The following is a 12,465-nucleotide window of genomic DNA, read 5'->3' on the forward strand; positions in this document are numbered from 1 at the left end:
GCGTGGACGCCGTGCTGCAGAAGACAACCGCCCCGCAGACCGAGGCCGTCCCTCCCGAGGCCGTCCCCCATCCTGAGGGAGTGAGTAACGACGAATTCCGTGCCGCGCTCTCCCGGCTGGCCGCCGGGGTGGTGCTGGTCACCGCGTACGACCCGGACGACGGCCCGAAGGGCGCGGACGCGGGGATGACGGCCACCTCCTTCATGTCGGTGTCCCTGGACCCACCTCTGGTGGTGGTGAGCCTGCGCACCGGATCCCGGATGGACGACCTGCTGGACGAGCAGCCGATGTGGGCGGCGTCGATGCTCTCCGAGAACCAGGTGCAGATCGCCGGGCGCTTCTCCATGAAGGGCCGGATCAGCGACCGGCTGCTCTTCGAGGACGTGTCGTACCGGCGCGGCGAGGTGAGCGGGGCGCCGCTGATCGACGGCGCGCTGACGGTGCTGGAGTGCCGTACGGAGCAGCGGATCGTGACCGGCGACCACACGCTGGTCGTGGGGCGGGTGCTGACGGCGGCGGTACCGGGGGGATCGGGGGACGTGGGGCCGCTGGCGTACTTCCGGGGGAAGTACCGGCAGTTGGGGCAGAGCTGAGGGGCTGGAGCTGGGCTGAGGGGCTGGAGCTGGGCGGCCGGTCCGAGCCGGCAGCGCCGTGTCGGACTACGACCAGTCCCGGCCGTTGCGCCCGCGCTTGGTCTCCGCGCGCTGCTTCTTCTGCCGCAGCCTGCGCTCGTTGATGCCCCGCGGGATCTTCGTGGCCCGGCGCGGCCGCGGCGGCGGAGCCGTCGCCTCGGCGAGGAGCGAGGCCATCCGGACCAGGGCCGTCTCGCGGTTGCGCCACTGCGAACGGTGTTCGGACGACCGTACGGTCACGACACCGCCCACCAGCCGGCTCCCGAGCCGCTCCAGCGCCCGCTCCTTCCACACCTCGGGCAGCGCCTCCGTCTTACCGAGGTCGAAGAGCAGCTCCACCTGCGAGTCACTGGTGTTGACGTGCTGCCCGCCCGGTCCCGACGAGCGCGAGAAACGCCACATGAGCTCGGCCTCCGGAAGGAAGACGGAGCCGCGGATGACGTGCGGGGACCCGGACATGTGTTCATCGTCCCGTGTCCGCACAGACAAATCAAAGGCGTTAAGGAACCTCTGGGTCCTCTCGCTGCGTTATGCCGGGTGACGGTAGCTTCGGAAGCCGATAGAAGCCCGCACAGAGTCGTAGCAACGAAAGGGACCATCCCCATGGCTGTAAGCCTGTCCAAGGGCGGCAACGTCTCGCTCACCAAGGAGGCGCCGGGCCTGACAGCTGTCACGGTCGGCCTCGGCTGGGACGTCCGCTCCACCACCGGCACGGACTTCGACCTCGACGCCTCGGCGATCGCGGTCAACGCGGGTGGAAAGGTTGTCTCCGACAGCCACTTCATCTTCTTCAACAACAAGTCGACGCCGGACCAGACCATCGTCCACACCGGTGACAACCGCACCGGCGAGGGCGCCGGCGACGACGAGGCGATCAACGTCAACCTGGCGGGCCTGCCCGCCGACGTCGACAAGATCGTCTTCCCCGTCTCGATCTACGACGCCGAGACCCGCAGCCAGAACTTCGGCCAGGTCCGCAACGCGTACATCCGCATCGTGAACCAGGCCGGTGGCACCGAGATCGCGCGCTACGACCTGAGCGAGGACGCCGCCACCGAGACCGCGATGGTCTTCGGCGAGCTGTACCGCAACGGCGCCGAGTGGAAGTTCCGCGCGGTCGGCCAGGGTTACGCCTCGGGCCTCGTGGGCATCGCCACGGACTTCGGCGTCAACCTCTGAGTCACTGACTCTCCGGGTCACTGACCGAGCGAGTGCGAGGGGCCTCCGGCTGCGGCCGGGGGCCTTTGGCGTGTGCGGGGGCCTTGAGGTCTCCTACGCGTCGGGCGGCGGCGGCTTCTCGGAGCCGTACAGCCAGGCATCCCAGAGCGCCGTCAAATCGCGGTCCGTCCGCCGCTGCGCGAAGGCGGTGAAGTCGGCCGTGGACGCGTTGCCGTGCCGGTGCGCCCGCGTCCAGCCGCGTACGAGCGCGAAGAACGCGTCGTCGCCGACCGCCAGCCGGAGCTGATGGAGCACCATGGCACCGCGCCCGTACACCGGCCGCGCGGAGATGTCGGCGGCGGTGGGCGGTTCGGCCGGCGGAAAGGCCCAGTTCTCGTCGTCCGCGTACGCCCGGTCGAAGGCGCGCGACGCCGGGACGCCGTCCATGGCCTCGGCCCAGAGCCACTCCGCGTACTCGGCGAAGCCCTCGCTCAGCCATATGTCCCGCCAGGACTTGGGGGTCACGGAGTTGCCGAACCACTGGTGGGCCAGCTCGTGGACGAGGATCCCGATGCCGCTGGGGCCGGGCAGGAAGGGCCTGTTCTGGGTCTCCAGGTTGTAGTCCGCGTCGCCGGGCCGCCCGATGATCACGCCGGTGGAGGAGAAGGGATACGGGCCGAAGGTCTTCTCGCCCCACTTCATGATCGCGGGGATCCGCGCGATCAGCCCGGCACTGCCGGCGGCCACGGTCGGATCGACGGCGGTGTGGACGGGGATGCCGCCCGTGGAGCGCGTGGGGCCCGTGGAGCGCGTGGGGCTCGTCGAGTCCGTGGCGTCCTGAGAGATCTTGGTCCGGTACGGGCCGACAGCGACCGTCGCGAGATAGCTGGCCATCGGTTCGGCGCAGTGCCAGCCGAAGGCGGTCCGGCCGCCGACCGTCCGCTCGCTCGTCAACTCACCGTTGGAGATCGCCTGTTGGCCCTTCGGGACGGTGATCCGGATGTCGTACGCCGCCTTGTCGCTCGGATGGTGATTGCCGGGGAACCAGGCCATCGAACCCCTCGGCTGGCCCAGCGCGACGGACCGCTTCCCCGATCTGAGCCAGCCCTCCCTCGTCCTGTCGGCGTCGGTCAGGGTCCGGGGGACGCCCGAGTAACGGACGACCGTACGGAAGGTGGCCCCGCGCCCGATGTCCGCGCGCGGGCGCACCGTCAGCTCCGTATCGGCGCGCCGTACACCGGCCCGCGCGCCGTCGACAGTGACCCGGCCGACGGTCAGACCGGCGAGGTCCAGGTTGAACGCGCTGAGCCGCTGTGTGGCGCGGGCGGTGATCGCGGCGGTGGCGTCGAGACGGCCGGTGGCGGGGTCGTAGTCGAGAGTCAGGCCGTAGTGCGTGACGTCGTAGCCGCCGTTGCCGAGGTGCGGGAAGTACGGGTCACCGACACCGGCGGCGCCCGGGGTACCGGGGGCACCGTCCGGCTGGTCCTGGTCGGCGCAGCCCGCGAGGCCGCCGAGGCCACCGAGACCGCCGAGGATCAGGATCAGGAGGACGGCGGTGAAGGACGCAGCCGTGCTACGAGGCGGGCTCTGGTGCGGGTTCCGGTGCTGGTGCACGCGGTGATCGTAGGCCGCGTCCGGCCCACTCCCCGGCGGGCGGAAACTCGTCCGCGCGGCGCCGTGACACCATCAGGCGCGTGCTTGACATCGGCTACTCCCTCTCCCGTCGCTTTCCCGATCCCCCGCAGACCGACTACCGCCTCGCCGACGTCCGGACCCTGCGGCACGATCTGTTCTGCGGCGACGTGTACCTCGCCGACACCAAGGCCGACCGCGAGGTGTCCACAGGCTGGGGATGGGTGCCGGTGCTGGACTTCGCCTGGGCGCTGTGCGACATCGTGGAGCAGGTCGACCGCGACCCGCGCGGCAACCGGTCGGCCAACAGGCAGTACGCCGAGCTGGACTTCACCGAGTCGACGGACCGCATGCTCTTCGAGCGGCGCTTCGGCTGGGTGGACGTGACCGCCGACTGGATGCCGGCCGACGAGGCCCCGCTCACCTTCGGCCACCGGCTGCTGCGCCGCGAGTCACGCGACTTCCTGCACGACCTGCTGGCCGATCTCGGGGACATGCACGAGGGCCTGATGGACAACCCGATGATCTGGGATCTCCAGTCCCGCTTCCCCCGTGTCTGAACACTCGTCCCCGTACAGCCGCAACCCGTCCGACCTGCTACGACGTGAGCCGACATCGCCTCACGTGAGATGAGATGAGCGAATCCTCACGCCCCTGTCGGAAGTTTTCGGATTGGCAGGAGTACATCCGTGGGAGCCGGGCAGACGCACTTCTGCCGGGACGCCACCAGGAACCAGACGCCAGGTTCACCCCCCACATGGCTGAGCCCCCGGAGCACATTGAAGGCCCCGACCCACCCCCCACGGTCGGGGTCTTCCGCTTGTCCGGCTCCCCCGTTCCCCCCGGACAAGACTTACGCCGTGTCCTCCACCCGTACGCCGATCTGCGCCGCGAACGCGGGCGCCAGATCGAGCAGTTGCGCCGTACTGATCACCGCCCCCGCCAGCCGGTCGATCCCGCGCGCGATGCCCAGCTCGGCGACGGTCCGCAGGTCGACGTCCTTCATCCGTACGCCACTGAGATCCGCGTCCTTCAGGACACAGTCCCGGAACTCGACGCGCTCCAACTCCGCTCCCCCGAAGTCCGGTTCGGCGAGGACGCAGCCCTCGAACACCACGTCCTTCAGCTTCGCCCCCCGCAGATTCAGATAGTCGATCTTGCCGCCCCGGATCAGCACCCGCTCGAACACCGCGCCATGCAGCTGCACCCCGCCCAGCCGCGCGTCCACCACCTCGACATCGCGCAGCGACGCGCCCCCGAGATCCGTCCCCACCCCCCGGATGCCCTCAAGAACGCAGTCGATGAAGCGGGCCCGGCCCAGATCCGTCCGGTCGAGCCCGCACTCGCGCAGCGCACAGTCGATGAACCGGGCCCCCGGGCCCTCCTGGTCCGCCAGATCCAGTCCGGCGAACTCCTGCCCGTCGTACTCCCCGTCGGGCTCCAACTCCCCCTCGTACGGCACCAGCGGCGGCAGCCGCACCTCCGGCCGCCGTGCCGCCACACTCCTGCGGGCCGTCCCCGACTTGCCCGAACTGCCCGACTTGCCTGTCGTTGTCCTGCGAACCATTCCCCCATCGTGACGCACACCACTGACAACGCCCCCGAATCCCGGCGCCCCGATGTCACAAACCGCTCCCCCGATCAGTCAATTACTTGAACACCTCTGCACATGGAGACCGTGAACGAGCCACGTGAACGAGCCAGACGAGCGAAACGAGTGAAGGGGTAACAGCCATGGACCACATCACCGTCGTCGGCGGCGGCTTCGCCGGACTCACCGCGGCCATCTCGGCGGCCGAGTCGGGCGCCAGGGTGACCGTCTTCGAGGCCCACCACACCTTCGGCGGGCGGGCCCGTACCTCCGAAGGGCCGTACCGCGCCAACGAAGGTCCGCACGTCTTCTACCATCGCGGCCCGCACTGGGCCTGGCTCCGGCAGCGCGATCTCCTCGGCGCGATGGCGCGCGTCCCCGCCGTCGAAGCCGCCCGACTGCGCTTCCACCGTGACGGCGCCCTCCGTAAGGCCCCGCCCTTCGGGCTGCTCAAGGCGAGCCGCAGCAGGGCCGAACGGGCGCCCGTGGACGTCGACTTCCACACCTGGGCCACCGAGCGGCACGGGCACGACGCGGCCGTCGCCGCCGCCCGTTACTCCGCCGTCGCCCTCTTCCACCACGACCCCGGCTCGCTCTCCGCCGCGTTCGTCCAGGAACGGCTCCGGCGCGCCGCCACCGTCCCGCCGGAGGCCCACATCGCGATCGGCGGCTGGAACCAGGTCATCGAGCGGATGCTCGCGCGGGCCTGGAATCTGGGCGTACGAGTGGAGACCGTCGCCCGCGTCGACACCCTCCCCGAGGACGGGCCGGTGATCGTCGCGACGTCGCTCGACGCGGCCCGGCCGCTGCTCGGCGACGACAGCCTGAGGTGGGAGAGCGGGCGCACCGCGCTGCTGGACCTCGGGCTGACCACGCGCAGGGGCGACCCCTTCGTCATCTGCGATCTCGACGCGCCGGGCTGGCTGGAGCGGTTCACCGCCGTGGACCCCTCACTCGCGCCGGCCGGGGAGCAGCTGCTCCAGGGCCAGTTCCCGGTCGGTCCCGGCGAGTCCGGGACCGTGGGCATCGCGCGCGCGGAAGCCCTGCTCGACCTGGGCTTCCCCGACTGGCGCGAACGGGCGGTGTGGCGGCGCCAGTCGCTCGCCGCCGGCCGTACGGGAGCGGTCGACCGGCCGGGCACCACGTGGCGCGACCGGCCGCGCATCGACCGGGGCGACGGCGTCTATCTCGTGGGCGACCAGGTCGCCGCGCCGGGCGTGCTGTCCGAGGTGTCGTTCAACAGCGCCATGGAGGCCGCCTCGCTCGCCGTGCGGCGGATCGACGCCGTACGGCTCCGAAAGTCCGCTTGACCTCAAGTCCGCTTGAGGTCGGAGGCTGGCTTCCGTACGCCACACCGGGACGCGGCGCACCGGCCGCAACGGGACGCGACGCACCCGGACACCACGAGGGAGCCAGCCATGCACGCCATCCGCCTCCACGCCTTCGGGCCCGCCGAGAACCTGGTCCACGAGCGGACCGACGACCCCGTCCCCGGCCCCGGCCAGGTCCGGATCGCCGTCGCCGCGGCCGGGGTCCACCTCCTCGACACCGCCCTGCGCGAGGGCATGACGGGGCCGTACCCCGCGCCCGCCGAACTGCCCACCATCCCCGGCCGTGAGGTGGCGGGCACGGTCGACGCGCTCGGCGATGCCACCGACCCGAGCTGGCTCGGCAAGCGGGTCGTCACCCATCTGGGCATGGTCCCCGGCGGTTACGCGGAACTCGCCGTCGCCGACGCCGCCCGGCTCCACGAGATCCCCGACAACCTCGACGCCGCCGAAGCCGTCGCCATGATCGGCACCGGCCGCACCACCATGGGCATCCTCCAGTTCACCACCCTCGGTCCCGAGGACGTCGCGATCGTCCCCGCCGCCGCGGGCGGCATCGGCACCCTCCTCGTCCAGTACGCGAAGAACGTCGGCGCCACCGTCATCGGTCTCGCGGGCGGCCCCGCCAAGGTCGCGCGCGTCACCGAGAACGGCGCCGACCTCGCCGTCGACTACACGCTGCCCGACTGGCCCGCGACGGTGCGCGCCCACCTCGCGGGGCGCCCCGCCACCGTCGTCTTCGACTCCGTCGGCGGCGACACCGGCCGCGCCGCCGTGGACCTCCTCGGCAAGGGCGGGAAGCACATCGTCTTCGGCTGGTCCGGCGAGGGAATCCACGACGGGGAGCCGCTGAGCTACACGGAGGAGGAGCAGGCGGCGCGCGGTATCACCTCCGAGGGTGTCCTCGGCCCCGTGATGCTCCAGAAGGCGGGCGGCGACGTGCGCGCGCTGGAGGACCGCGCCCTGTCCGAGGCCGCGGCGGGCCGCCTCCGCCCCGCCGTACAGCGCTTCCCGCTCGCCGACGCGGCCGGCGCGCACCGCGCGATGGAGACGCGCGGCACGATGGGCAAGGTGGTGCTGGAGCCGCCGCGGGTCTGACGTCCGACCGGATCAGGCCGGTCCGGGATCAGGCCGGTGACGGGCCGGGAGCCGCCAGCCGCCCCGCCAACCGGTCGAGTCCACCCCTGATCAACTGCCCGTACCCGTCGTCGCCCAGCGTCCCCACCGCGTCGAGCCCGCGTGCCAGATGCTCACGAGCGAGGTCCAACTCGCCGAGCCGCCGGTACACATCGCCCAGGTTGAGGTGCAGGGACGGGTAGAACGCGGCCACCGGGCTCGCCACCCCCGCGCGCCGGGCCCGCTCGCCGAGACCAGGTCCGCCGCCTCCAACGCCCGCAGGTCCCAGACCAGTTCCTCCCGTGGCTCGTCCTGGACATCGGCCATGGAGTGGGCCAGCGCGCATATGTGGAACGGGTCGCCGTCCGCGCCCAGCCGGTCCCAGACACCGGCGAACACCTGCCGGGCGGCGTCCCGTTCGCCGCGCTGCCCCAGCTCCATGCCACGGCCTATCTCGGCCATCACCGGATCAGGGACCGGATCGGGCACGGGATCGGGGACCGGATCGGGCTGTCGGCTCGTCTCGGACGCGGTCTCGGACATGCGGGTCCCCCAGGAAAGTCGGCGTCAGCTGCACTCGTCACCGAGCGTAGGGGCACCCACTGACAATCCCGCCGACGATCCCCACCCCGGGCCTCAGGCGCCCCAGGTCTCAGACGCCCCCGCCCCGACCCCCACCGCCCAGCTTCGCCAACTCCCCGTCCGTCAGCCGGAAGACCGTCCACTCGTCCTGCGGCCGTGCCCCGAGCGCCCGGTAGAACTCGATCGACGGCTCGTTCCAGTTGAGCACCGACCACTCCAGCCGCTCGTACCCGCGCTCCACGCAGATCCGCGCCAGTTCCGTCAGCAGTGCCTTCCCGTGCCCGCCGCCGCGCAGCTCCGGACGGACGTACAGGTCCTCCAGGTAGATGCCGTGCACCCCGCGCCACGTCGAGAAGTTCAGGAACCACAGCGCGAACCCCGCCACCGCGCCCTCGTCCGTCTCCGCGATGTGCGCGTACGCGGCGGGCCGCTCCCCGAACAGCGCCTCACGCAACTGCTCCTCGGTCGCCCGCGCCTCGTCCGGGGCCTTCTCGTATGCCGCCAGTTCCCGGACCATCGTGTGGATCACCGGAACGTCAGCGGCCGTCGCCTTACGAATCATGACCGCAGCCTGCCTTTTCTCCGGCTACCGCGCCAGCAGCGCCCGTCCCACAGCCGCAGACACGGGCGCCGCCACCCGCTCCCCCTCGCTAATGCCCCAGAGGCAGTTCTGCAGCACCCGCCCCAGCGTCCACGCCCGCGCGCGCCCCCGGTCCAGCCCCATGACCTCCGTCATCAGGTCGAACCTCCAAAGGATGTCGCCCTCGTCGAACCGGTTGACGAGAGCGGGCAGCAGCTCGAACCCCGGATCCCCCGCCAGCGGCTTCGGATCGATCGCCAGCCACGGCTCACGGACCTCGCCCCCGGGGCCGGGCAGGGGCGCCAGCACGTTCTCGAAGTGCAGATCCCAATGCAGCAGCCGGTGACCAGGCTCGCCGACCACCTCACGTACGGCAGCCGCGCAGTCCAGGAGCAGCCGCCGCTCCCCGCCGTCGGCGAGCGACCGCGCCGCCACCGGCGTCTCGTCGAGCATCGCCCCCGCGATCTCCCCCAGTCCGCGCAGACCGGCCGGCGCGGGCCGCGCCGTCAACCGGGCCAGCAGCCCCGCGATGACCGCCACCCCGTCCCGTACGGCGACACCGCTCAGGTCCCGCGCCGCGTCCAGGCGCTCCAGCAGCAGCGTGCCCGACTCCTCCTCGTACTCCAGCAGCCGCACCGCGCCGTCGCCGTCCCACAGCCGCAGCGCCACCGGCTCACCGGCCGTCTCCGCGTCGAGATTCTGCAGCTTCAGCACCGCGGGCGTACCGTCCGCCCGCTCCACCGGCAGGACCAGCGCGCACATGCCGTGCATCGCCGGGCCCGTACGCCGCAGCTCCCACCTCTTAAGGAAGTCGGCCGCACGCGCCGGGAGGGCGGCGACGAACGCGCACCCCTGTGTCCTCGCCAACTCCGCCGGGATCTCCATGCCGCCAAGCCTACGAGCGCTCCCCGGCCCCTCCCCGTGCCGCCGGGAATGTCGATCCCGCCGAACGGCCCGCCCCCGTGGGTGAATCACCCCATGCGCCGCCATCTCCGCAAGGCCGCCCACACGACGTGGGTCTGGATCAGGACCGCCCCCGGCACCTACCTCTGGCTCGCGGCCCTCCTCGTCACCGGCGCCTCCTGGACCGACGGCGGCGGGCCGCTCCCGTACGCCGTCCTCTACACCGTCTTCCACGCCCCCGCCGAACACTGGCTCGGCACCCGGCGCTGGCTCGCCACGGCGGCCGCCGCACTTGTCGGCGCCACGCTCAGCAGCGAAGGCGCCCTCAGCTGGGCCGTCCACCAGGGCCACGCGCACGAAGCCGCCGGCGACTCCCTCGCCATCGGCGTCAGCTACGCGCTCGCGGGCGTCGTCGCCGTCCTCACCTACCGGATCGCGCCGCCCTGGCGCCTTCCGTACGGAGGAGCCGTCGTCATCCTTTACGGCGTCCCGCTCATCGCGGGCCCCGACTTCACCGACATCGGCCACTTCACCGCCGTCCTCATCGGTCTCGCCTGCTATCCCCTCACCCGGGGCCGCACCCGTACTCCGGACCTGGACACAAGTGCGAAGCGAGGTGTACGAACACCCTCATGAGCAGCAGCACCGTCAACGGCGGCATCTCGTTCTGGTACGCCCAGGACGGCATACCGGCGCCCCGCGAACCCCTCCCCGGCGACGCCGCGGCCGACGTCTGCATCGTCGGCGGCGGCTTCACCGGCCTGTGGACGGCCTACTACCTGAAGAAGGCCGCGCCCTTCCTCAACATCACCGTCCTGGAAGGCAAGTTCTGCGGGTACGGCGCCTCCGGACGCAACGGCGGCTGGCTGTACAACGGCATCGCCGGCCGCGACACGTACGCCCTCAAGCACGGCCACGACGCCGCCGTCCGCCTCCAGAAGGCCATGAACGACACCGTGGCCGAAGTCGTACGCGTCGCCGCCGACGAGACGATCGACGCCGACATCCACCAGGGCGGCGTCCTCGAAGTCGCCTACACGCCCGCGCAGCTCGCCCGGCTCAAGGACTTCCACACCACCGAGATCGCCTTCGGCGAGAGGGACCGCGTCCTGCGCGGCGCACGCGAGACCGCGGAGCGCGTACGGGTCACGGGAGCCGTCGGCTCCACCTGGACCCCGCACGGCGCCCGGCTGCACCCCGTCAAACTCCTCAAGGGCCTCGCCGCGGCCGTCGAGGCACTCGGCGTCACCATCCACGAATCGACGCCCGTCACCGAGATCAAGCCCAAACACGCGATCACCCCGTACGGCACGGTCCGCGCGCCCTACGTCCTGCGCTGCACCGAGGGCTTCACCGCCGCCCTCAAGGGCCAGCGCCGCACCTGGCTCCCCATGAACTCCTCGATGATTGCCACCGAACCGCTGTCCGCCAGGATCTGGGACACCATCGGCTGGGAAGGCCGCGAAGCCCTCGGCGACATGGCGCACGCCTACATGTACGCCCAGCGCACCGCAGACGACCGCATCGCCATCGGCGGCCGGGGCGTCCCGTACCGCTACGGCTCCCGCACCGACAACGACGGCCGCACCCAGCCCGCCACCATCGCCGCGCTGCGCGACATTCTGGTCCGCTTCTTCCCCACCACGGCGGGCGTCCGCATCGACCACGCCTGGTCGGGCGTCCTCGGCGTCCCGCGCGACTGGTGCGCCACGGTCACCCTCGACCGCGCCACCGGCCTCGGCTGGGCGGGCGGCTACGTCGGCTCGGGCGTCGCCACGACGAACCTGGCGGCCCGCACCCTGCGCGACCTGATCCAACAGGACTCCGGCCAGGCCGGCCCCACGGATCTCACCACGCTGCCCTGGGTCAACCACAAGGTCCGCAAGTGGGAACCGGAACCCCTGCGCTGGCTGGGAGTCCACACCCTCTACGCGGCCTACCGCACGGCGGACCGCCAGGAAGCCACGTCCCCCACCCTCACGACCCCCCGCCTGGCCCGCACGGCCAACCGCGTCTCCGGCCGCAATTCACCCCACCCCCCCCCCCCCGCCCCTTTTGGGTGCTTCCGCGTCGGGGTACCCCTATCATACCGAAGGCGCCGGGCGCCATCGCGGACCTGGCCCTTCCCGGAGCCCCCTGTCGGATTCGAACCGACGACCTACGCACTACAAGGGCCTGCAAGATCATCCCGGTTGATGCCGCATGGTGCCGCCAAATCTCGTTTCCGCTGATCAGAGAGGTGCAGCCGCGATCGGGCTGACACCTGGTCCACCTCGTGCCATCCCGTCCGCTCACGCATGCAGCGCCGTCTGATCAGGACTCACCGCAACCGAAGGCCGAAGTGCGGCCGACTCCGGTAGCCCCTGGTAACGACGGACTAGGGCGTGTCCTGTAGGTCGGCACGCAGCCATAACACGATGGCGGCGATGATGATTTCTGAGCGGTAGTAGGTGACGCGTTTGGCGTAGCGGGTGGCGATCGCGCGGAACCCTCCGCTGGGCCCAGTGGGTTCTGGCGGACGAGCCCTTCCTCCTCGGGGAACTCCCCGTCGCCTGGCAGGTCTCCGCCCGTGCGGACACCGGCAGCCCGCTCGCCGCGTGGTCGGCCTGCTTCACCCTCGACATCCCCGGCGAGGTCTTGGGCGACTTCTTCCTCGCCTTCAACAACCGCGACCGGCCCACGGTCGAGTCCGCCGGCTCCAAGCTGGTCCTCGACGCGGTCACGGCGCACGGCTGGCAGCGTGACGTCGGCCGGCCTGGCGCTGCGGCGATGGATCCGATGTTCACCACCCGCCTCACTCTCGGCGAGGTGCCGCCACTCATCCAGGACGGCGATCCGCGTGCCCTGACCGTCGCTCCCAACGAGGCGGGCCCGGCCGGGTGGCAGGCGCGGGCCGAACCCGCCCTTTCCGCTGCCCTGAAGGCTGGGTGCCGCTTCCGCAAC

12 protein-coding genes and 2 pseudogenes are annotated in these 12,465 nt (G+C 71.6%); 8 read left to right on the forward strand and 6 right to left on the reverse strand.

Going from position 1 to position 12,465, the window contains the following annotated elements:
• The first annotated feature begins 14 nt into the window (after nt 1–14).
• Complete coding sequence (locus tag ACFT9I_RS06100; RefSeq protein WP_382561632.1) at nt 15–593, forward strand: flavin reductase family protein; 579 nt, start codon at nt 15–17, stop codon at nt 591–593.
• A gap of 66 nt (nt 594–659) precedes the next feature.
• Here the strand turns inward: ACFT9I_RS06100 and arfB are convergent, their stop codons facing one another.
• Nucleotides 660–1,091 carry an alternative ribosome rescue aminoacyl-tRNA hydrolase ArfB gene (arfB, locus tag ACFT9I_RS06105; RefSeq protein ID WP_382561292.1) on the reverse strand — a complete coding sequence of 144 codons (432 nt, stop codon included), beginning with the start codon at nt 1,089–1,091 and terminating at the stop codon, nt 660–662.
• Nucleotides 1,092–1,235: 144 nt separating this feature from the next.
• Between arfB and ACFT9I_RS06110 the strand changes: the two genes are divergently transcribed.
• Complete coding sequence (locus ACFT9I_RS06110) at nt 1,236–1,811, forward strand: TerD family protein (protein WP_354606872.1); 576 nt, start codon at nt 1,236–1,238, stop codon at nt 1,809–1,811.
• A 93-nt stretch (nt 1,812–1,904) separates the two neighbouring features.
• Here ACFT9I_RS06110 and ACFT9I_RS06115 read toward each other — a convergent pair whose 3' ends face one another.
• Nucleotides 1,905–3,404: a M1 family metallopeptidase gene (locus tag ACFT9I_RS06115; protein ID WP_382561294.1), complete on the reverse strand. Its 1,500-nt coding sequence runs from the start codon at nt 3,402–3,404 to the stop codon at nt 1,905–1,907.
• An 80-nt stretch (nt 3,405–3,484) separates the two neighbouring features.
• Here ACFT9I_RS06115 and ACFT9I_RS06120 point away from each other — a divergent pair, with 80 nt between their 5' ends.
• The gene (locus ACFT9I_RS06120; protein ID WP_382561296.1) at nt 3,485–3,982 is read left to right on the forward strand and encodes a hypothetical protein; all 498 of its coding nucleotides are present in this window, start codon (nt 3,485–3,487) and stop codon (nt 3,980–3,982) included.
• A 293-nt stretch (nt 3,983–4,275) separates the two neighbouring features.
• Here the strand turns inward: ACFT9I_RS06120 and ACFT9I_RS06125 are convergent, their stop codons facing one another.
• Nucleotides 4,276–4,989, reverse strand: coding sequence for a pentapeptide repeat-containing protein (locus tag ACFT9I_RS06125; protein WP_382561298.1), 714 nt, complete (start codon nt 4,987–4,989; stop codon nt 4,276–4,278).
• Nucleotides 4,990–5,156: 167 nt separating this feature from the next.
• On the opposite strand from ACFT9I_RS06125, the gene ACFT9I_RS06130 reads away from it, so the two are divergent.
• Together ACFT9I_RS06130 and ACFT9I_RS06135 are read left to right on the forward strand one after the other, a co-directional pair.
• A complete protein-coding gene (locus tag ACFT9I_RS06130) occupies nt 5,157–6,323 on the forward strand; it encodes an NAD(P)-binding protein (protein WP_382561300.1) in 1,167 nt (388 codons plus the stop codon).
• A gap of 108 nt (nt 6,324–6,431) precedes the next feature.
• Nucleotides 6,432–7,439 (forward strand): zinc-binding dehydrogenase, encoded by a 1,008-nt coding sequence (locus tag ACFT9I_RS06135; RefSeq protein WP_382561302.1) that lies wholly within the window; start codon nt 6,432–6,434, stop codon nt 7,437–7,439.
• 90 nt (nt 7,440–7,529) lie between these two features.
• Here the strand turns inward: ACFT9I_RS06135 and ACFT9I_RS06140 are convergent, their stop codons facing one another.
• The 3 genes from ACFT9I_RS06140 to ACFT9I_RS06150 all read right to left on the reverse strand — a co-directional run bounded on the left by ACFT9I_RS06140 (nt 7,530) and on the right by ACFT9I_RS06150 (nt 9,504).
• On the reverse strand, nt 7,530–8,000 hold the full coding sequence (locus ACFT9I_RS06140; RefSeq protein ID WP_382561304.1) for a hypothetical protein: 471 nt from the start codon (nt 7,998–8,000) through the stop codon (nt 7,530–7,532).
• Nucleotides 8,001–8,109: 109 nt separating this feature from the next.
• A complete protein-coding gene (locus ACFT9I_RS06145) occupies nt 8,110–8,601 on the reverse strand; it encodes a GNAT family N-acetyltransferase (protein ID WP_382561306.1) in 492 nt (163 codons plus the stop codon).
• Nucleotides 8,602–8,625: 24 nt separating this feature from the next.
• Nucleotides 8,626–9,504, reverse strand: coding sequence for an aminoglycoside phosphotransferase family protein (locus tag ACFT9I_RS06150; RefSeq protein ID WP_382561308.1), 879 nt, complete (start codon nt 9,502–9,504; stop codon nt 8,626–8,628).
• A 93-nt stretch (nt 9,505–9,597) separates the two neighbouring features.
• On the opposite strand from ACFT9I_RS06150, the gene ACFT9I_RS06155 reads away from it, so the two are divergent.
• The 3 genes and pseudogenes from ACFT9I_RS06155 to ACFT9I_RS06165 all read left to right on the forward strand — a co-directional run.
• The gene (locus ACFT9I_RS06155; protein ID WP_382561310.1) at nt 9,598–10,158 is read left to right on the forward strand and encodes a rhomboid-like protein; all 561 of its coding nucleotides are present in this window, start codon (nt 9,598–9,600) and stop codon (nt 10,156–10,158) included.
• Nucleotides 10,155–11,549: pseudogene (locus tag ACFT9I_RS06160) on the forward strand (NAD(P)/FAD-dependent oxidoreductase); the annotation flags it as partial. The gene ACFT9I_RS06155 and the pseudogene ACFT9I_RS06160, both read left to right, overlap by 4 nt.
• A gap of 451 nt (nt 11,550–12,000) precedes the next feature.
• Nucleotides 12,001–12,435: pseudogene (locus ACFT9I_RS06165) on the forward strand (DUF317 domain-containing protein); the annotation flags it as partial.
• Nucleotides 12,436–12,465 lie beyond the last annotated feature (30 nt).

Source organism: Streptomyces sp. NPDC057137, assembly GCF_042670825.1.
GTDB lineage: Bacteria > Actinomycetota > Actinomycetes > Streptomycetales > Streptomycetaceae > Streptomyces.

Excerpts from the sequence above, each read along its gene's own strand:
- arfB (WP_382561292.1), bottom strand. The coding sequence starts at position 1,091 with ATGTCCGGGTCCCCGCACGTCATCCGCGGCTCCGTCTTCCTTCCGGAG.
- ACFT9I_RS06110 (WP_354606872.1), top strand. The coding sequence starts at position 1,236 with ATGGCTGTAAGCCTGTCCAAGGGCGGCAACGTCTCGCTCACCAAGGAG.
- ACFT9I_RS06135 (WP_382561302.1), top strand. The coding sequence starts at position 6,432 with ATGCACGCCATCCGCCTCCACGCCTTCGGGCCCGCCGAGAACCTGGTC.
- ACFT9I_RS06130 (WP_382561300.1), top strand. The coding sequence starts at position 5,157 with ATGGACCACATCACCGTCGTCGGCGGCGGCTTCGCCGGACTCACCGCG.
- ACFT9I_RS06145 (WP_382561306.1), bottom strand. The coding sequence starts at position 8,601 with ATGATTCGTAAGGCGACGGCCGCTGACGTTCCGGTGATCCACACGATG.
- ACFT9I_RS06155 (WP_382561310.1), top strand. The coding sequence starts at position 9,598 with ATGCGCCGCCATCTCCGCAAGGCCGCCCACACGACGTGGGTCTGGATC.
- ACFT9I_RS06125 (WP_382561298.1), bottom strand. The coding sequence starts at position 4,989 with ATGGTTCGCAGGACAACGACAGGCAAGTCGGGCAGTTCGGGCAAGTCG.
- ACFT9I_RS06140 (WP_382561304.1), bottom strand. The coding sequence starts at position 8,000 with ATGTCCGAGACCGCGTCCGAGACGAGCCGACAGCCCGATCCGGTCCCC.
- ACFT9I_RS06150 (WP_382561308.1), bottom strand. The coding sequence starts at position 9,504 with ATGGAGATCCCGGCGGAGTTGGCGAGGACACAGGGGTGCGCGTTCGTC.